Annotated in this window: 17 protein-coding genes; 6 read left to right on the top strand and 11 right to left on the bottom strand. The window is 43.9% G+C overall.

What is annotated here, in order from left to right; genetic code table 11:
* Window positions 1-1,506 carry a TrkH family potassium uptake protein gene (locus HMPREF9007_RS20920; protein ID WP_008760149.1) on the bottom strand — a complete coding sequence of 502 codons (1,506 nt, stop codon included), beginning with the start codon at window positions 1,504-1,506 and terminating at the stop codon, window positions 1-3.
* A gap of 228 nt (window positions 1,507-1,734) precedes the next feature.
* On the opposite strand from HMPREF9007_RS20920, the gene HMPREF9007_RS20925 reads away from it, so the two are divergent.
* Both HMPREF9007_RS20925 and HMPREF9007_RS20930 read left to right on the top strand, forming a co-directional pair.
* Window positions 1,735-2,466, top strand: coding sequence for an SDR family NAD(P)-dependent oxidoreductase (locus HMPREF9007_RS20925; protein ID WP_008760148.1), 732 nt, complete (start codon window positions 1,735-1,737; stop codon window positions 2,464-2,466).
* A gap of 100 nt (window positions 2,467-2,566) precedes the next feature.
* A complete protein-coding gene (locus tag HMPREF9007_RS20930; RefSeq protein WP_008760147.1) occupies window positions 2,567-2,836 on the top strand; it encodes a zinc ribbon domain-containing protein in 270 nt (89 codons plus the stop codon).
* Between the two features lie 112 nt (window positions 2,837-2,948).
* Here HMPREF9007_RS20930 and HMPREF9007_RS20935 read toward each other — a convergent pair whose 3' ends face one another.
* Together HMPREF9007_RS20935 and HMPREF9007_RS20940 are read right to left on the bottom strand one after the other, a co-directional pair.
* Window positions 2,949-3,221 (bottom strand): GNAT family N-acetyltransferase, encoded by a 273-nt coding sequence (locus HMPREF9007_RS20935; protein WP_008764645.1) that lies wholly within the window; start codon window positions 3,219-3,221, stop codon window positions 2,949-2,951.
* Window positions 3,222-3,231: 10 nt separating this feature from the next.
* Window positions 3,232-4,545, bottom strand: a complete 1,314-nt coding sequence (locus HMPREF9007_RS20940) for a TIGR01777 family oxidoreductase (RefSeq protein WP_008760145.1) — start codon at window positions 4,543-4,545, stop codon at window positions 3,232-3,234.
* 396 nt (window positions 4,546-4,941) lie between these two features.
* On the opposite strand from HMPREF9007_RS20940, the gene HMPREF9007_RS20945 reads away from it, so the two are divergent.
* The 3 genes from HMPREF9007_RS20945 to HMPREF9007_RS20955 all read left to right on the top strand — a co-directional run bounded on the left by HMPREF9007_RS20945 (window position 4,942) and on the right by HMPREF9007_RS20955 (window position 7,756).
* Entirely contained in the window at window positions 4,942-5,781 is an 840-nt protein-coding gene (locus HMPREF9007_RS20945) for a DNA-formamidopyrimidine glycosylase family protein (RefSeq protein ID WP_008760144.1), read from the top strand.
* Between the two features lie 32 nt (window positions 5,782-5,813).
* Complete coding sequence (locus tag HMPREF9007_RS20950; protein WP_008760143.1) at window positions 5,814-6,794, top strand: lytic transglycosylase domain-containing protein; 981 nt, start codon at window positions 5,814-5,816, stop codon at window positions 6,792-6,794.
* An 83-nt stretch (window positions 6,795-6,877) separates the two neighbouring features.
* Entirely contained in the window at window positions 6,878-7,756 is an 879-nt protein-coding gene (locus tag HMPREF9007_RS20955) for an ion transporter (RefSeq protein WP_008760142.1), read from the top strand.
* 33 nt (window positions 7,757-7,789) lie between these two features.
* Here the strand turns inward: HMPREF9007_RS20955 and HMPREF9007_RS20960 are convergent, their stop codons facing one another.
* Entirely contained in the window at window positions 7,790-8,155 is a 366-nt protein-coding gene (locus HMPREF9007_RS20960; RefSeq protein ID WP_008760141.1) for a DUF2809 domain-containing protein, read from the bottom strand.
* Window positions 8,156-8,342: 187 nt separating this feature from the next.
* Between HMPREF9007_RS20960 and HMPREF9007_RS20965 the strand changes: the two genes are divergently transcribed.
* A complete protein-coding gene (locus tag HMPREF9007_RS20965) occupies window positions 8,343-9,011 on the top strand; it encodes an MgtC/SapB family protein (protein ID WP_008760140.1) in 669 nt (222 codons plus the stop codon).
* A gap of 2 nt (window positions 9,012-9,013) precedes the next feature.
* Here the strand turns inward: HMPREF9007_RS20965 and HMPREF9007_RS20970 are convergent, their stop codons facing one another.
* From HMPREF9007_RS20970 to HMPREF9007_RS20995, 7 genes are all read right to left on the bottom strand, one after another.
* Window positions 9,014-9,787, bottom strand: coding sequence for a TIGR03915 family putative DNA repair protein (locus HMPREF9007_RS20970; RefSeq protein ID WP_008760139.1), 774 nt, complete (start codon window positions 9,785-9,787; stop codon window positions 9,014-9,016).
* A gap of 32 nt (window positions 9,788-9,819) precedes the next feature.
* Window positions 9,820-11,088: a putative DNA modification/repair radical SAM protein gene (locus HMPREF9007_RS20975; RefSeq protein ID WP_008760138.1), complete on the bottom strand. Its 1,269-nt coding sequence runs from the start codon at window positions 11,086-11,088 to the stop codon at window positions 9,820-9,822.
* 396 nt (window positions 11,089-11,484) lie between these two features.
* Window positions 11,485-12,576, bottom strand: a complete 1,092-nt coding sequence (locus tag HMPREF9007_RS20980; protein WP_008760137.1) for an OmpA family protein — start codon at window positions 12,574-12,576, stop codon at window positions 11,485-11,487.
* A gap of 133 nt (window positions 12,577-12,709) precedes the next feature.
* Entirely contained in the window at window positions 12,710-15,952 is a 3,243-nt protein-coding gene (locus tag HMPREF9007_RS20985; RefSeq protein ID WP_277754613.1) for a cell surface protein, read from the bottom strand.
* A 26-nt stretch (window positions 15,953-15,978) separates the two neighbouring features.
* Complete coding sequence (locus HMPREF9007_RS27435) at window positions 15,979-16,158, bottom strand: hypothetical protein (protein WP_277754612.1); 180 nt, start codon at window positions 16,156-16,158, stop codon at window positions 15,979-15,981.
* A 663-nt stretch (window positions 16,159-16,821) separates the two neighbouring features.
* Window positions 16,822-17,760: a site-specific integrase gene (locus HMPREF9007_RS20990; RefSeq protein ID WP_008760135.1), complete on the bottom strand. Its 939-nt coding sequence runs from the start codon at window positions 17,758-17,760 to the stop codon at window positions 16,822-16,824.
* A gap of 841 nt (window positions 17,761-18,601) precedes the next feature.
* Entirely contained in the window at window positions 18,602-18,778 is a 177-nt protein-coding gene (locus tag HMPREF9007_RS20995) for a histone H1 (RefSeq protein ID WP_008760134.1), read from the bottom strand.
* Between the last annotated feature and the right edge of the window lie 108 nt (window positions 18,779-18,886).

The following is an 18,886-nucleotide window of genomic DNA, read 5'->3' as shown; positions in this document are numbered from 1 at the left end:
TTAACGGTTTTTCCAGAATCCCGGATAAAAGAGTAACAGAACGCTGAAAAGTTCCAGTCTGCCTATCAACATCAGAAAAGAAAGAACCCATTTTGCCAAGTCCGGCAAAGAATTCCACGAGTATGCGGGACCGCAACTACCCAATCCCGGTCCCACGTTACCGATACTGGAGATTACCGTACTGACCGATTCGGAGAAACCGACTCCTAAAAATAAAAGAATCGTCCAGCCGATCAGAATAATCACCAGATAAAAAGCAAAGAACAGTAATACAGTCGTTACGATGGAAGAAGATACGGTTTGTTTGTTAACCCGTACCGGAAGCACTGCATTCGGATGAAGCAGGTGTTTGAATTCATTCCGGATGGTCCGCGCCACAATCAGTAACCGCATATTCTTGATACCTCCGCTGGTAGATCCCGTACAACCTCCCGAAAGCATCGCTATAAACAGCAACAGCCACGTGAAAGGAGGCCACAAATTATAGTCATCCGTCGCAAAGCCGCAGGATGTATGCACCGTAGCTACCTGAAACAATGATTTACGAAAAGCCAGCTCCCATCCATAGTTGTTCTGAAATACGAGTGCCAAAGTGATAAGCAATGTCAATATCCCGACAGAGCCCAGAAACCAATGCGTTTCTTCATCTTTAAACAAGCGGCCGACTTTTCCTTTCAGACACATCAGGAATAAGGAAAAGTTAATACTGGAGATAATCATAAAGATAGCGACAACATACTCGATATACGGAGAATTCCAGTAAGAAATACTGTTTTGTTTGGTAGAATATCCTCCTGTCGCCGTAGTAGCAAATGATTGACAAATGGCATCAAATAAATCCATTCCGCCAAACATCAGCAGGATCGTCTCCGAAACGGTCAATATCAGATAAACAGTCCACAGCCATTTCGCCATTACATTGATTTTGGGATGCGTGCGGTCATGAGTCACTCCGGTAGTCTCGGCAGAAAAGAGCTGTACGCCGCCTGTGGTAAAGATCGGGAGAATAGCAATCGTAAAAAAGACAATCCCCAGTCCACCAATCCACTGCGTCAGGCTTCGCCAAAACAGCATCCCATGTGAAAGGGACTCGATATCATCGAGTATCGTAGCTCCTGTGGTAGTGAATCCGGACATCGTTTCGAAGAAAGCATTGGTGATGGTATCAATGCTCCCGCTGAAATAAAAAGGAAGCATCCCGAAAACGGTAAAGAATATCCATGAAAGAGTGACGACACAATATCCGTCCCGGCGGCTCATTTTATTCTCCGCTCCCCGTCCGTAAAGCAATAATAATCCTCCTGCTACGGCATTAATCACACACGTATAAAGAAAATACTTATAATCATCCTCTCCGTACCCCAACGAAATACCGGCACACAAAAGGAACATTCCCAACTCAATAAAAAGCAACGTCCCAAGCACCCGTCCTATCATTTTCGGATTGATCATGCTGTTGCTTTTAGCACGCGCATACACACTATTGTCTGATATATACTCTTCCATAACTCATGAATTACTCTGCACGAATCCCATAGCTAATAGTATGCCAAAACAGCCGTATTCTTTTTAAGCTACTATTTATCAGCAACATACTATTTCTGCTTTGAAAAACGAGAAGACTCCTACCCTACCAAAATGAAAAGGTTTCCTGTCAAAACGAAAAGGATGGCTTTCAAAATGGAAAGTTCCCCTTTCAAAATAGAAAGATTTGACTATCTTTGTTCCAAAAAGATGAAACGAGCCATTATCATAGGCGCCACCTCCGGTATCGGAAAGGAAGTTGCCCAACGCCTCCTGTCCGAAGGATGGCAGATCGGCATAGCGGGCAGACGCCAGTCAGCTCTCGAAGATTTCCGGCAAATCGCACCGGAACAGATAAAAATTCAATCACTGGACGTCACTCAGGAAGACAGTGCCGGAAAGCTGGATGCGCTTATCCATCAATTGGGTGGTATGGATTTATTTCTGCTCAGTTCCGGCATCGGTTTCCAAAATATGGATTTGAAGATGGAAATCGAGCTGAATACCGCACGTACCAATGTCGAAGGCTTCACACGAATGGTGGATACCGCTTTTTCCTATTTTAAGAACAATGGAGGCGGACACCTGGCTGTCATCAGTTCGATTGCCGGAACTAAAGGTCTGGGAGTTGCCCCTGCCTATTCTGCAACGAAGCGCTTTCAGAATACATACATCGATGCTCTTGAACAACTCGCCCACCTGCAAAAGTTAAACATTCACTTTACCGATATTCGTCCGGGATTTGTAGCCACTGACTTGCTGAATGACGGAAAGCATTATCCTATGCTGATGAAAACCGACCAGGTAGGCCGCGACATTGTACGCGCACTTCATCGGAAACAGCGGGTAGCTATCATTGACGGACGTTATCGTATTCTCGTATTCTTCTGGCGAATGATTCCCCGATGGATATGGAAACGTTTGCCGGTGAAAACAAAATAGCAAGATCGGATAACTGAGAACTTATTGAAAGTAACTATATTTGTAAACAGATAAAAGAGAATTATTTATCATGCTTTTACTCACTTAAAATCAATAAAAAATGGAACAGAAAATTTGTCAGTGTTGTGCTATGCCAATTGATGAAACGACATTCGGAACAGAAGCAGACGGCAGCAAGAATGAAGAGTATTGCCAGTATTGCTATGCAGACGGGCATTTTACCAAAGAATGCACAATGGATGAAATGATTGAGCTCAACCTGAACTACCTTGAGGAGTTTAATAAGGATTCGGAAGTAAAGTACACTATAGAAGAGGCGCGGGCAACGATGAAAGAGTTCTTCCCTCAACTAAAGAGATGGAAACAATAGGCTAAAAAGGGACTGACCCGAAAATTCTTCTTCCAAACGTATCTTTGTCACAAATATCCATTACAGCAAAGAGAAAATGACTTTTCGTGCTTTTAGGTCAGCCCCTATTTATTCAACTATCCGCATTCATTTCCGGATGGCGTTCAAGCCACCTCACTGCATAGGAGCAGGTAGCTTTCGGTTTCATCCCGTTGGCGAGTGCAAAGTCGTAAGCAGCTTTCACCAGTGCGGCAGCAATTCCGCGTCCTTCTATCGGTTTAGGGACAATCGTGTGAATAATATCAAGATAATCACCTAACAGGCGATATTCTACAAATGCGGTACGACCGTCGACTTCCGTCTTGAACAGTTTCTGTTCGGGCTGATGAGTAATTTTGTAATCCATAATGTTTATTTTAAAGTTGTTCAATCCATTGTAGCCGATTCGTATCATAGCCACGACGTTCGGCGGCAGTTACTAATTTCTTTTTTATATCTTCCGGCAGTTGGGGCGTCCGACTCAATATCCAGAGATATTTATCGGTACTGCTGCCTATAAGAGCATAATTGTAATTCTCCTGATCCAATTCCATCACATAATAATCGGAATAGAAATTCAAGAAAAAAGAGACTTTCAGTTTACCGGGCTGTGCAGGGTCGGGAATCTTGGCGTGTCCAGTGGCTGTTTTACAAATATCGTAAGGGGAATTGCGTTTATATCCCCGATTCTCAACACGAATTGTTCCATCGGAACGGAGGGTATAAGTAGCGGTCACTTCCATAAGCCCACGTTCGAAACGATGATCATAACGGGCTATCTCGTACCAAAGCCCCATATAGCGTTTCAGATCAAGCCGATCTACCGTACTGTGATCTGTCTCCTCAAACAACTTCTCTATGGTAGGAACGGAAAAATGGAATCCGGCTTCCAGCAAACGTGTAGGACGCACACTCTGTCCGGCTGTCAGAAAAGAGGCGGCTTCACCGTAGAGCAAACGAAAGACCGTTTGCGGAACAATCAAAGTTGTCCACGCATGATACGCCTTTCCCATCGCACGTGTAAACGTGGACTGTGAAACTGCTTGAGGAGCAACCAAATTGAAAACACCTCTCAACTCTTCATTTTCAATAAAGAAGGCCATGGCACGACAAAGGTCACGAATATCTATCCACGGAAAAGGTTGCGTACCCGGCCCTATGACGGCGGCAACCTTTGTTGCGCGTAACGGGCGAAGCATCTGTTGCATCGCTCCCCCATCGGGAGAAAGCACTACACCGAAACGGGTAATGACAAGCCTGGTCGGTTGCGGACAACGCTTCGCTTCCTTCTCCCACGCATAACAAAGATCGGACAGAAAACCATCGCCACGAGTCTGTGTATACTCGTCCGATTCCACCAAAGAGGGGTAATATCCTACAGCAGAGGCCGAAATCATGAGTTTCGGTTTGGTTTTGACTGCATTCAAGGCACGGATAATGCGGTGTGTTACCGTTATCCGGCTATTGAAAAGCTCTTGTTTATGTTCTGGCGTCCAGCGCTGATTGATAGGAGCGCCTGCCAGATTTATAATGACATCGCAATGCGTCAGCGTCTGAACCAAAAGTCCGGACATACCTTCCCGAAACATCGCTCTTCCCAAAGGAATGATCCGATGTCCACCCTTTTCGGTCAGATAGTTAGAAAGATGTTTGCCTATATATCCGGTGGCTCCGGTCATTGCTATATTCATCTTGATTCTTCGTTTTTTTAACTATACTAGAGAAACGTATCAAAAGCAGAAAAGGTTCTTTGAAAAAAGTAAAATAAACTATTTCATTGCAGTTGTTATATATATTGATAAACTCTGCCCCCTACGGAGGTATGCTTGTGCCAACACTGTGGCACAGTTGTGCCAATGCGGTGGCACAGCCGTGCCAAGCCTTTGGCACAACTGTGACAAGCTGTTGGCACAAGTGTGTAAAAGCAAGGCGCAGTATTAGCATGCCGGATAACGTCTCTCAACATCTCAGAAGAAAGTGACACTCCGGTAAACGGATGTATTTTGTTCTGCCGAATTAGGGCTATTCTGATTAATAAGCATTATCTTTGCAAGAGAACATTTATAGAACCATTAAAAAGAAAGAACATGATTGAGGCACCCGAAGCGCTCTATCTATGCGAGCAACTGAACAAGACTGTCAAGGGAAAACGAATCACAAATGTATTCACCCTGTTCACTCCTCACAAATTCGCTTGGTTTTCCGAAAGTCCCGACGAGTATGCCGAATGGCTGACCGGAAAGACAATAGACCACGCACGTTCACAAGGAGGCATGGTAGAGATGACAATAGGCGACAAAATGCTGATACTTACGGACGGAGTAAATCTCCGGTATTACGCACCCGGAACGAAGCTGCCTGCCAAACATCAACTCCTGATCGGCTTTGAAGACGAAAGCTGCCTTATCGCTTCCGTGCGCATGTATGGAGGAATCATGTGTTACAGCAAGGACGCCGCCAACGGCGTACTATCCGAATATTACCGGACAGCGAAAAGCAAGCCGCAGGTCATGTCGGACGCTTTCAGCAAAAAATATTTCCTCGGACTGATTAATGATGAAAGTGCGCAGAAGAAATCCGCCAAAGCCTTTCTGGCTACTGAACAGACTGTTCCGGGACTGGGAAACGGTGTATTACAGGACATTCTGTATCATGCCCACATCCATCCAAAGAAAAAAATAGCAGCATTAACGGACAAAGAGAAAGAAAATTTGTTCTATCAAGTAAAGGAGACCATGAACGATATCTACCTGCAGGGTGGACGAAACACTGAATCGGACCTGTTTGGAGAAAATGGCAAGTATACAGCTTGCCTCTCTAAAGACACGGCAGGCAAAGCCTGTCCCCGTTGCGGAGAAACCATTGTCAAGGAGAATTATCTTGGCGGTAGCATCTATTACTGCCGTGGTTGCCAGATATTGGAATAAGAACCAATCAAATGACTAAAAGAAAACAGAAAATGAAGAAATTTACCAAGATCAATTACATTCTAACCTTTATATTAGTGTTCTGCATCGGAGCTACCCTGCCTATTCTGATCGGTAGCAGTCATGTAGACGAACAGCATTCCGCCAAATCGGAAGTGCCTTATTGCGTCACCTCACCTACCGTCCCCGAGCAGGTGACTTTTGACGGAGAGACGATCGACCTCCGCCGTTACGACCGCCGAGAACGGATGGATCGGGAGATGATGGCGTTCACCTATATGCACTCCACCACCATGCTGCTTATCAAGCGTGCCAACCGTTACTTCCCGATTATAGAACCGATTCTGAAAGCGAACGGTATCCCCGACGATTTCAAATATCTGATGGTCATCGAAAGTAATCTCAACAACATAGCCCGCTCTCCGGCCGGTGCAGCCGGATTATGGCAATTCATGCCTGCTACCGGACGCGAATTCGGACTCGAAGTAAATGAGAACGTAGACGAACGTTATCACATCGAAAAGGCAACGGTAGCCGCCTGCAAATATTTCAAGCAGGCTTATGCCAAATACGGTGACTGGATGGCTGTATCTGCCGCCTATAATGCAGGACAAGGACGAATTTCCTCTCAACTGGACCAGCAACTTGCCAGCCACGCAATGGACTTATGGCTGGTAGAAGAGACTTCCCGCTATATGTTCCGCCTGCTGGCAGTCAAAGAAATATTCAAGAATCCTCAGCGATATGGATTCCTGCTGAAAAAGGAACACTTGTACCCGCCTATCCCCTACAAAGAGATAACGGTCACTACCCCCATTGCCAACTTAAGCGATTTTGCCAAACAGCAGGGAATCACATACGCCCAACTTCGGGACGCGAATCCTTGGCTACGCGAACAAAGCCTAAAAAACAGGACCGGAAAAACATACGTTCTCCAGATACCTACACAAGAGGGAATGTACTATGATCCAAAGAAGACGGTTGCATATAACAAGCATTGGGTAATAGATTAATGTAATAGGTAATAAGTAGCAGGTAATAAGTAATAGGTAAAATACAGGTTATTGGGATATTGGCCTGTTAACTGATTATTCTCATGAAACTAAAAGAAAGAATCCATTATTTTATGAATGACCAAAAGCTGAAACATAAGCTGTACGTCATCATCTTCGAGTCAGACACTCCTTCGGGAAAACTGTTTGATGTGGTTCTTATCGGCTGTATCCTTGCCAGTGTATTATTAGTCATTATAGAAAGCCTGAAAGGGCTCCCCTCCTATCTGACTACCCCATTTGTCGTAATGGAGTACCTTTTCACTGCTTTCTTTACTTTTGAATATCTGACACGAATATATTGCTCTCCCCGCCCGAAGAAATACATATTCAGTTTCTTTGGCATTGTTGACCTGTTGGCTACCTTGCCGCTTTACATCGGTTTGATCTTTCCGGGAGCGCGCTATCTGCTTATCATCCGTGCATTTCGATTGATACGGGTATTCCGTGTCTTTAAGCTATTCAATTTTTTGAATGAAGGCGAACGACTGCTCACCGCACTTCGGGAAAGTAGTAAAAAGATTGCGGTCTTCTTTCTGTTTGTTGTGATTCTGGTTACTTCCATCGGAACGTTAATGTACATGATCGAAGGAACTTTGCCCAATTCTCAATTCAATAACATTCCGAACAGTATCTACTGGGCTATTGTCACAATGACCACCGTAGGATATGGAGATATAACTCCTGTCACCGGACTGGGAAAATTTCTTTCGGCTTGCGTCATGCTGATCGGTTACACTATCATTGCGGTACCTACCGGTATTGTGTCCGCCTCCATGATGAAGGAATATAAACGGAGAAGAGACAAAGAATGTCCGAACTGCCATCGGTCAGGGCATGAAGACAATGCGCAGTTCTGCAAGTATTGCGGACACGATCTGAATCCGACTTCAGAAAACGAAAATAAAGAGAGCGTACAATAAGCAATCGCCAAACAAGAGAATCAGTTATTCCAATTAACGTCGTCTGAATATTTGCTCAAACAGAAAGATAAAGATACATCCTGCTCCATAGCAGACAATATCTTTCCAATCGAAAGTGGAACCCAGAATGATTCTTAATGCACGGTTGGTGATTCCCAAAGTTTCCACTAACTGAAAATATTGCAGTACTTCGACAAAACAAGCGAACAGGAAAACGTAAAACGGCAGACGGGGAACCCCTGTCGGGATAAATATACGTACGAAACTATATACCAGCACCACGACCAAAGCATCTCCCATATAAGGACGTATGAAACTATCACGTATATACAACGCTATGAATACCTCTATACAAAATATTACCAAAAAACTAATGATGTAAAATATCCTTTTCTTCATTTCTTATTCAATCTTTGGCGCAATGCATGGTTTTGTCTGCGAATATACGATAAAATGCAGATGCTACATTCAAATATTACTAAATTAATAGCACAAAAAGAGAAAAGAATTGTATATTTATAGAACTAACCGTTTTTAAAGAAAAAAACAGAAGAAACAAACAAAGAAAAGAAAGGAGACCGAACCTATGATGTTGAACGTTGATTTTATGTTAAGATTACTGGTGGCAGGAATACTGGGAGCCATCATCGGACTGGACCGTGAATATCGCGCCAAAGAAGCCGGATACCGCACTCACTTCCTCGTATCATTGGGAAGTGCCCTGATCATGATCGTTTCGCAATACGGATTTCAAGAGATCATCAAAGAAAACAGTGTAACGCTCGACCCCAGCCGTGTAGCGGCACAAGTAGTCAGCGGCATCGGATTCATCGGTGCAGGAACCATTATCCTACAGAAACAAATCGTCCGTGGACTGACCACAGCCGCCGGCATATGGGCTACAGCCGGCATCGGTCTGGCAGTCGGCGCGGGAATGTACACCATCGGCATAGCCACTACTGTACTGACTCTGATCGGACTGGAACTGCTCAGTTACATCTTCAAGAGTGTAGGCATGAAAAGTTCGATGATCTCCTTCTCTACTAACAACAAAGATACTTTGAAACAGATAGCGGACAGATTTAATTCAAAAGATTATATGATTGTCTCTTACGAAATGGAAACACAGCATTCGGGTGAAATGGAAGCTTATCAAGTCACAATGGTCATCAAATCGAAACGGAACAATGATGAAGGACATTTACTTTCGTTGATGCAGAAATTTCCGGATGTGACGGTGCAGCGGATAGAATAAGCCTACTTCTGCTTCTCCGTCAGATACTTCCAGTAGCGGACAGGCATATCCTTTTTATGCTTCCTCGGATTCATGCGTTCTTTAATGCAGATAGCCTTGAAATACGTTTTCCAGAGCTTCTGAAAGATCTTCTCATTTTCATCCATCAAGCTCTCGTCCAGCATACCCGTAATCAGATGAGCTTCCCGGCTGTCGTCATCAAAAGAAATCGTAGTCACTTCCTGCAAATCATAGTAAAAGCCATAACGCCGCTTCATATCATAGATAATCCACTTCTGATCGGCAAAACGATCTTTGAAATGTTGGACAGTAAGTGGTAAGGCATTATACTGCGGTTCGAAGGCAGCAAAGAAAGTACCGTCCGCCGCTTTCTGAAAACGCACGAACTGCATCAGATGCATCCGTTCGCCATCCACCTTCTTCCATATCTGGGCAAGCAGAAGCACATCCGGATCGCCGAAGTTAGTCTCGATAGAACGGGGAGCGTCGATCGCCTTACGAATATAACGGAAGATAACTATCCCTATATCGGGCAATTCCGACAACCAACACTGGGTGAGGCAGCCAAGCGCGGAAGAAGAGACTTTCTTCTGCAAGCCACGCCACACACGGGCGGCTTTCTCTTCATCGGTGACCACCGTATGCAATTCATCATAAAACAAAGGCAAAGCATCCCCTTCCGACAACAGGAAATCGGGAAAGGTCTTACGAAAATAAGCGTCGAAGACAGCAGTCAGCAGACCATCAAAAGTTTTATCGTAGATATAGACGTTCATTATCTTGCGGTTTACAACATCTGAAACTCCATTTATTCCCCAAAATCCAGTACCAACTGGCGGTCGTCCACCTTCTTCTTCGGCTTCGGAAGCAGCAGACTGCGTACCCGCTGCGGAGAAAGCTCATTCACCGTCTGCATCTGCAAAGGCAGTTCCCTGCACGTAATGAAGTACTGCGCTTTTTTCATCACTACGCCTATCTTCTTCAACTCATAAAAGCCCAGACGGGAAAAACGACGGGATGCCACAATCAACTTAGCCGACTTCACCCCGATGCCCGGCACACGAAGCAACATCTCATAATCCGCCTTATTGATATCGACAGGAAACTGTTCCGGATGACGCAAAGCCCATGAGAGCTTCGGGTCTATCTCCAGATCTAGATCAGGATATGCGTCATCTACGATTTCATCCACTTTAAACTGATAGAAACGTAGCAGCCAGTCCGCCTGATAAAGACGGTTCTCACGTACCAAAGGCGGTTGTTTCAGTGCAGGCAGACGTGTATCGTACGTATTCACGGAGACGTATCCGGAATAATAAACACGCTTCATCGTCGGTCGCCCATAGAGTGCCGACGAAAGGTAAAGGATATCTTTATCCGACTCGGAGGTAGCCCCTACAATCATCTGCGTGCTCTGTCCCGCAGGCGCAAAACGGGGAGCATGACGGAACTTCTGCCGTTCTTCCTTACTTTCCAGCACACCTTGTTGGATATACTTCATCGGAGCGAAAACGCTCTTATGATCTTTTTCGGGAGCCAGCAGTTTGAGGTTCTCTTCTTTCGGGATTTCTACGTTGACACTAAGGCGGTCGGCATACAGCCCGGCTTCATTCACCAGTTCCCGGCTCGCTCCGGGAATGCTTTTCAGATGAATATATCCGTTAAAGCGATGCACCTGACGCAAATCTTTCGCCACACGCACAAGCCGCTCCATCGTATAATCCGGACTACGGACCACACCGGAACTAAGAAACAAGCCTTCGATATAATTGCGCCGGTAGAATTCAATCGTCAGCTCTACTAGTTCGGAGACGGATAACGTGGCGCGAGGCAGATCATTACTGCGCCGGTTGATACAGTAGGCACAGTCGTAAATACAATAATTGGTCAGCATAACTTTGAGCAAGGAGATGCACCGTCCGTCTTCGGCAAAGCTGTGGCAGATTCCCCAGCCACCTACGGTATTGCCCAGCATGCCCGGTTTGTTGGAGCGCACTGTACCGCTGGATGCACAGGATACATCGTACTTGGCCGATTCTGCAAGTATCTTTAGTTTAGTGAGGACATTTTCGTTCATGGACCCAATCTGATTACAGACGCAAATATACGATTTTAATCGGAATGCCGGTTGATAACGAACCAAATCACTCGTATTTTGTTCTCTATAAACAAAACAATCAGACTTTATAATAAAATCAGTCTATATATATAAAAAAAGAGGATGCCCGTGGGAAAAATGTGAGGGGCATCCTCTGTAAGGAACAGATATCGGGAAAGAAGACTTTCACAAGCATTGCTTTCCATCTGTTCCCTGTGGGGTTATCTTCACTAACAAGTGAAGAAAGGGTTCATTGCAGAAGTCCGGGCTTTCACAAGCACGGGCTTCCTCTTTTACCTCCCATACAGGTCCCTCATACTTTTATTAATAGAATAGAGGAATGGGGTATATACCCGCATGAGAAGTGGGAAAATATTATTCTGCAATACAGACGCTTACCCGGTTTTCTTCAGGCACCCGGAAAGGTTGTACTGTATCTCCTTTGAAATCCGTAACGATTCTGTCCGCCGCTATTCCTTTGGCTTTCAAGGCATCGGCAACAATCTTCGCACGTTTTTCGGATAAAGTCATATTGATTCTCGGATTACCGGTTTCCTTGTCGGCATATCCGGTTATGGCAACTTTGCTTGCCGGATACTTTTCCATGTATGCCACCATTGCATCGATCTTCGATTGCTGGTCTTCCTGGAGAAGTGCGGAGTTCAGAGCAAAGAATATATTCTGTTTCATAGGTTCCACTACCACTGCCACAGGTTCCGGTTCGGGCTGTTTCACGACAGGTTGTGGTTTGGGTTGTTCTACTATCGGTTCCGGTTCATAATATACCGGAGCTGTTTTCTTATAGCTTTTTCCTAATTTGATGTTCAGGCCCACTAATACGTTAAATTGCCAGTCGCAGTTGCCTGCCTTTTTCGAGTTGAATTTGTCGGACAGTGCATTTGCGTTTCCTTCAATATTGATAGCCAACCGGTCATTGAGGCGCAGATCACATCCCAGTCCCATACGTCCGGCTATAAGATTTTGTTTGTCCTGCCATAAATACTCTAATTCATGAGATCTTGTGTCCAGTGCGTTTGCTTCGTCGTTGTCGAAAGCATGATTCAGTCCTGCACCGCCAAAAATATATGCGTTGAATACACGTTTAGGATTAAAACCACAAAATAAAGTACTAAGATCTGCCATGATATCCAGATTGCCTTGCAGATATTTGTATTGATAGGTTTGAGAAGGAGTGACCCATCCTGCCTTTGCCTGCCAACCGCTTACGCCTAAACGGGCTCCAAATGCGGGTGCAAACTTATACCCTACATTAACGGCTGTTGCCGGAGAGATCAGATCTGTAAAATCGGCTTCGCCTACCGTATGTGCAGCTCCAGCCTGAACTTGCATAAACCAATGAGGTTTGAACACTGTCTTGCCCTCTTCCTTGATTTGTCGCTGTTCCTGAGCGAATGCTACTGTGCTGCTGACAGTAAGTATGGCTACTAGTAAATTTCTTATTCTCATAATTTTATATATTTAATGTCTTATCACAGAGTATTCCACAGAATGTACTTGTTATGGTGAAAAGGGTGCCCTTTTCTGATTAGAGCACCCTTTTGTTGTTGAATGTCTAAGAATTCATTGACATTTGCGATTCTTAGTTATTCGGATTAACTGTAATAGTCAATGTAGAAGAAGTAGTTCCCCAGCCGTAATTTACTGTAGCAGGAATGAATATCTGATAAGTATATCCAACCGGTGAGCTAACATTCACATACTTCACAGTGTTACCAGTCTGAACCAAAGTAGCGCCATCAGGCAACTTGTTACCGTTGTATTCCAAGCTTGTAGTTACTTTGTTCAAATCCAGTGTTACATCGCCGAACGGACCATAGAAGAACCAGTATTGTCCAGGATTCCAATCCGGTCTGCCCCACTCTTTCTTCGTCCATTCCCAACATCCTGAGATCTGTCCGTAAGATGTTCCTTCGAATGCAGGCTTTTCAGTGTGTCTGTGAGGAACCATTGTCCAGTTACCTTCAACCCACTTGTAAGTTGCCGGTACATAGTTGATACTCTTCACATAGTCGTACTCAATAGTAGTGCTTGCAGGTTTAGAAACTTCCGTATATATAATATCGCCATCTAATTCAACATATGGATATATCAACGGCCATCCAGCTAATTTCTGTGCTTCAAGAGAAGCGTCAACTTCTGCCTGAGTCAAGAACTCTTCAGTTGTGTAAGTCTTCTTAGTAGATCCACCCAATCTGTTATAGTATCTATAAGTAGCCTTACCTGTATACATAGTAGTCACAGTAGTGGTAGTAAACTTAATCGTACCATATTCTACATCCAACTGAGCCGGTGTAACCATTTCTTCGTGACCTTGAACATATTCGAATTCAGGAGTACAAACTCTCTTCCAGTAAGAATGAACATTTTCAACCCATGACCAGCTATCTTTTACAATTGCTTCGTTTCTCCAGTCAGTCAACAGACCATTCCATTGGAAGTCAGCAACATCACCGCCAGTCTTAGCGTCTATTACTGCAATACCGCTCGGCATGTTCAAGTTAACAGGACGGATAAAGTCAACCATAAATTCGTTAACAGTCACTTCGTCGCCATTGCTCATCGTGTAGATGTGTGCAACGACAGCTTGCAGACCGTTTGCGCTGTTCAACGCAGCCTTCACAGCAGCATTGCTCTTATCCAGGGTGATATAGTTACCGTCGATCTGAACACCAGACATTACAGGAGAAGTCAAGTTACCGTTAGAGTAAGTCTTGATTACTTTGTAACGAGCAGATTCGCAACCCGGAAGTCCTTTCACAGTGTAAGCAGAGTAAGCTTCTGTCAATGCTCTTCTGAACTGACAATCACTTGCAGGAGAAGCAACTGAGTTAGGTACACTCACATTTACATTGAAGTACTTGTACTCATCACCATCTTTCGTCCAGTAAATATCATTTTCAGTAGCATCCAAAGTAAGTTCAGGCAACTTCACGTTTACTGTGAACTTGAATGTGATGCTTGCAGGATATTCAGAAGAAGTCAGCTTGTTCTTCACTGTTACAGTTGCAACAAATTGAGAACCACCGGCACCGATCTTACCCAGTTCACCATGATTAAATGACCATACGATCTTCTTCGTAGCAGTACCTACTGAAGTATCACCGTCAACGATTCTCGGCAGAGTCATAGTGTGTGACAGGTTGTTCTTCTTCACTACAGCAACAGCACCGGAAGCATCATACAAGTTCCAGAATTCTTCGTGGCTCATGCTTGTTTCCTTACCGTTAGTAATAACGCGGTAAACATTTTCACGGATGAATTGCTCTGTGATAGTGTATTCAGCAGCTGTTTCAGTACATTTAGCTACCAAGTCATAAGCCTTGTCACCTACTACGAGGTCATCTTGCTTCGTCACACCAAATTCGATCTTCACGAATCCGCGACGTACTACATTGCCTGCTTCGTCTACCAATTCCACTTTCAGGATAGGAGTACGACCGATCGCTTCTTTATTGAAGCCTTCTGCCTGGTACAAACCTGCCGCAGCGTCGTTACATACCACCCATTTCTGCTGGTTGGTTGAAGTTTCACCTTCAGTGATGTTGTAATCAGAAGAAGCTACAGAGAACTTATATGACAACTTATAGTCTTCGATCGGGAATTCTTTGTGATTACCGTTACCGAAGCAAGTAGCCACCAGGTCTTTCAGGTTGAATACTTGATCGTAAGGAGTTGTATAGCGAACAGCTTCTGACTTACAAGCAGTGAAAGTAGTTGCATAATGAGCACCGTCAGCACCTGAAACTAAAGTAGCCTTGTCAGAGATGCGAACGTCCGGTGCAGCCAGTACGTCATCATAGATAGATACATACGGAGAAGTAACCACTACGTTAGTCTCGTCTTTGTCTACAGCATCACCCTTCAGAGTAGCCTGCAAAGCAACCATGTTTACTTTATCTTCTGCCGGCTGAGTAGAATGGACGTTAAGACGAAGCAGTTTGAAGTCCACTGTTCCCGTTGCAGCGTTAGCAACCGGAGTACCGCTGATCTGAACCCACTGGCTGGCAGCCGCGCGAGTGTTGATCACTGTAGCGCTACGATCCAAGTAGCTATAGTCAGCATTGCCCAACTTGAAGCTAGCCGGGTTGAAGTGGTAGCTTGCAGTTGCCAAAGCAGCTGTAGAAATACTATAATTCGTAGGAATAGCAGCATTTTCACCGCTTCCCATCGGAGCATATTTCAATGAGTTGAACTTGATCGCTTCCACACCGTCTACGATATAGTCGGGAGCAAACGTGATGCTTGTCAGACGGCAAGTCATCAAAGTGTGCAGGCTCACCAAGTCAGCGTTGATAGTAATAATCTGGCTGTTGATGGTTCTGATGTCACCCTGAATACCTGAGATATCCGATTTGATAGCATCCAGCTCATCGTTGATCTTATCTTCGAGGTCAGCAATATCCTGAGCTGTAGAGTTCTTCAGCGCTTCAATGGCAGATTTATTCTCACCGATCAAAGCTTTCAGACCGCCTTCACCGTTGATTTCATCCCAAAGTTTCTTAATCTCATCCTGTGCAGCTTCAATAGCTTCCTGCGCTGCCGCGATATCTTCCTTGTTAGCGTCAGCTATATCTTTTACACCTTCTGCATAAAGTTTCAAAGCGTCGAGCTGAGTCTGCAAGTCTTTATCTGCTGTAATCAACGTTTCGATAGCATCCTGAGCATTTTTGATCGCTTCGGTATTTTCTTTCACTGCTCCGTTGGCAAGATTGCTCAAACCTGTTTCGATACCTTCAATCTGAGCACCGAGTGCTTTTACAGCAGCTTCGTGTACTGTCACATCCAGCTTGTTGTCAATAGCAGCCTGCATTGAATTTCTCAATGCTTCAACCTGTGTTGCGGCTTCCGCTATCGCATCTGCTTTTGCTTGCGCAGCGGCAGCTTTCGCTTCTTCTGCCAGCGCTTTCGCTGTAGCAGCATCGGCAGCAGCCTGGTCGCCGGCAGTTTTTGCAGCTTCTGCGGCAGTCTTAGCTTCTGCAGCAGCTGTCTTTGCAGCATCAGCAGCAGCCTGTGCAGCTTCTGCAGCACTCTTCAGCGTTGTCAGCTGAGTCTGAAGATCGCCAACGGTGCTTCCGCTTTTGTCAATTTGTTCCTGCAGACTCTTGATGTCGTCATCGTAGTCTTTACAAGAAGTAAATGTACCTGCCGAGGACGCTATCAGCGCTCCAAACAGGACAGCATTTAAAACTTTTTGTTCATAATAAAAACTTTTAATTTATAAATTAAAAAAATAATAAAAATATAATTTCTCACTTTTGATTTTAAATCCCATGTGTTGTTCCGTTCATTTCTCGTGCGACCTCCTTTTCTTAATTCATTCAACCTTTATTTCCCTTATATAATACACTATGAAGCATACGGGCCAAACAGCCTTTACCCGTTACTTTCTAGGTAACGGGTAAACCTTTGTCCTGACTCCTGTGGAGCTATCTATATGAAAAACCAGACTATTTTACAGTGAAACATATTTACCCCTGCTTCAGACATGCGGCAGAGGGGAGGAAATTCTTTGTATCTTGATCAGAGGTTAACAGGTCCCTAACAGAAAGAAATCCGTTGTTTTATCGTATTATTTCTCTTTTTTTAGTAGTTTATCAGAAAAAATATCTTTTTTGTTTGCATGTTTTCCAAAATATATCCATCTTTGCAACGCTATTTAGCTCCGTTACCTAGAAAGTAACAGATTCATTTTCAAGCTACTACTCCAGCTATTGAATGTTTTACAAAATCAATAATCTGATTATTAGCCTCATCAATTTTCTTATTACGGAAAGGTTTTAGATAAGTCTCGGTCACCTTGATGGACGAGTGCCCCATAGCTTCGGAGATAATACCCGGATGAATTTCGCAATAATAAGCTGTTGTAGCCCATGTATGGCGGGCGGTGTATGAACTCAGTTTATCGTTCAGTCCCAATACCTCCCCCAAGAGCGTGAGCTGCTGGTTGAAGCTGCGCAATGCCAACTGATATTCCCTGTAGGCCTCCTTTGTTCCCTCTCCGCTTTTCAACAGTGAGAAGAGATAGGGCGAATGGCTGTCGCGGTTCATATACTTCTTTAATAGTTCGAGCGCTTCCGGAGTAAGCGTCACCGACAAGGGCCGGCCTGTCTTCCGCCTGCGGTAAGTGATCACATTATCTCTCAAATCACTTTTGCGCAGATAAGCGAGATCGACAAACGGCAGACCACGAAGCAAGAACATCAGCACGAACATGTCCTGCGCACGTCTCACGGCAAGAGGTATGGCGGAAGATGAAGGCAGTCTGGTGAATACCTTCTTCATATCTTCATCACACAATGCCCTCTTATGGTCCGCACGCGTGCCCGTATAAACAGAGCGGAACAGATGGGGCGTATAAACGACCATCCTACTGTTGACGGCACGATTGTACACCGCACGAAATGTTCTTAGATAAGTGGAAACGGTGTTCCAGCTACATCCCTTCCCACGAAGGTGTATCTCGAAACCTTTCAACCACTCCGGGGTGACCTCGTCAAAAGAAAAATCCCCTTCCCCACAATAAGCAATGATGGCATTGGTGCTGCTGCGATATACGTGCGCCGTACCAAAGTTTCCCCCCATCCGTAGCTCTTCGGCTACTTGCTTCATAAATGCTACTACTTTTAACATTGTACTCAGTATTAAATATTACACAATAAATATACACATATTTCAGCAACTATAATTGCCTAATACGCATATACACGACCAATTTTCAGAATAAGACACTCCGAAAATCAGTATCACCGAAAAACGAAACAACAAATAGGGAAAGATTGAGTTCATTTATTCAAATTACCATGAATAACTTTTCACATATAGCGACATCTATTGATCACTAAAAAAGGACCTTTCTTAAAAAAGGAATATTTAAACAGTGAAAGAAGGGCATAATTGTATCCCACTTTAAAGAAAGGCATAAAAATGCCATCATTCACAAATACAGGATTCCTCTTTTTTACTATTCAAAGAGTTTATCGGTCAAATCAGAAGTATAATTCTTTTTCACTGATCATTCTGATCGCTTACTGAAGAAAAACAGTTCCGAATGACACTTTTATTTTCCCGGTATTTATGGATCAATTAGAAGAAAATTAAGCAAAAACAGCTTTTTCAGGTCTTCCTTACCGACGGAAAACAGGTTGGTCGGTGAGGAAGGAAGTGTTGGTTTTAAAGAAACACCCCCTTGGTTTAAAACCAAAAGATACTTTTTTGTTTTGAAAAGGTGTATATTTCATGTAGTTTCATGCAAAGAATGGTTTTTTTTCGTATATTATTGCATTTATTTATGCAGATTTTTCTCTAGTTCGTTATTTTTAGAGTGACCGTTTTTCAATGTAATCTTAAAAATAGCACATTCGTCCGATATTTCGGGTTTCAGAAAAGAGAAGGAGGTATAAATAGAAGAAGAGGATGCATCTCACGACACATCCTCTTCTTTTTTCCTGATATCTTAGTAGACTTCTATTTCTTAGTTTTTAGAAGCTTCCAAAGATGCTTTACGGAATTCTTTCATTGCTTTTTCGATTTCCAAAGAAGCCTTACGAGCACGAGTTCCTGCTGCTTTGTTACCGTTTTCAATCTGAGCGTTAGCATCTTTTGAGAAGTCAGCATACAGAGCTGCTACTTTTTCTACCAATTCTTTCATAATCCTTTTATTTTTTTCGTTAATAATGTGTCGCAAAAATACACTGTTTCCCGAAATAAACGCATAAAAACAATATTTTTTTTGAATTTATCTGCGAAAATAAGCTAA

It is taken from the genome of Bacteroides sp. 1_1_14 (assembly GCF_000162515.1).
GTDB lineage: Bacteria > Bacteroidota > Bacteroidia > Bacteroidales > Bacteroidaceae > Bacteroides > Bacteroides thetaiotaomicron.
This window is presented reverse-complemented; position numbering and strand designations above follow the sequence as displayed.

Bases quoted from the DNA above. Each gene is read 5' to 3' on its own strand.
- HMPREF9007_RS20920 (WP_008760149.1), bottom strand. From the start codon at position 1,506: ATGGAAGAGTATATATCAGACAATAGTGTGTATGCGCGTGCTAAAAGC.
- HMPREF9007_RS20945 (WP_008760144.1), top strand. From the start codon at position 4,942: ATGATTGAGGCACCCGAAGCGCTCTATCTATGCGAGCAACTGAACAAG.
- HMPREF9007_RS20980 (WP_008760137.1), bottom strand. From the start codon at position 12,576: ATGAGAATAAGAAATTTACTAGTAGCCATACTTACTGTCAGCAGCACA.
- HMPREF9007_RS20925 (WP_008760148.1), top strand. From the start codon at position 1,735: ATGAAACGAGCCATTATCATAGGCGCCACCTCCGGTATCGGAAAGGAA.
- HMPREF9007_RS20995 (WP_008760134.1), bottom strand. From the start codon at position 18,778: ATGAAAGAATTGGTAGAAAAAGTAGCAGCTCTGTATGCTGACTTCTCA.
- HMPREF9007_RS20935 (WP_008764645.1), bottom strand. From the start codon at position 3,221: ATGGATTACAAAATTACTCATCAGCCCGAACAGAAACTGTTCAAGACG.
- HMPREF9007_RS20975 (WP_008760138.1), bottom strand. From the start codon at position 11,088: ATGAACGAAAATGTCCTCACTAAACTAAAGATACTTGCAGAATCGGCC.
- HMPREF9007_RS20930 (WP_008760147.1), top strand. From the start codon at position 2,567: ATGGAACAGAAAATTTGTCAGTGTTGTGCTATGCCAATTGATGAAACG.
- HMPREF9007_RS20950 (WP_008760143.1), top strand. From the start codon at position 5,814: ATGAAGAAATTTACCAAGATCAATTACATTCTAACCTTTATATTAGTG.
- HMPREF9007_RS20970 (WP_008760139.1), bottom strand. From the start codon at position 9,787: ATGAACGTCTATATCTACGATAAAACTTTTGATGGTCTGCTGACTGCT.
- HMPREF9007_RS20990 (WP_008760135.1), bottom strand. From the start codon at position 17,760: ATGTTAAAAGTAGTAGCATTTATGAAGCAAGTAGCCGAAGAGCTACGG.
- HMPREF9007_RS20940 (WP_008760145.1), bottom strand. From the start codon at position 4,545: ATGAATATAGCAATGACCGGAGCCACCGGATATATAGGCAAACATCTT.
- HMPREF9007_RS20955 (WP_008760142.1), top strand. From the start codon at position 6,878: ATGAAACTAAAAGAAAGAATCCATTATTTTATGAATGACCAAAAGCTG.
- HMPREF9007_RS20960 (WP_008760141.1), bottom strand. From the start codon at position 8,155: ATGAAGAAAAGGATATTTTACATCATTAGTTTTTTGGTAATATTTTGT.
- HMPREF9007_RS20965 (WP_008760140.1), top strand. From the start codon at position 8,343: ATGATGTTGAACGTTGATTTTATGTTAAGATTACTGGTGGCAGGAATA.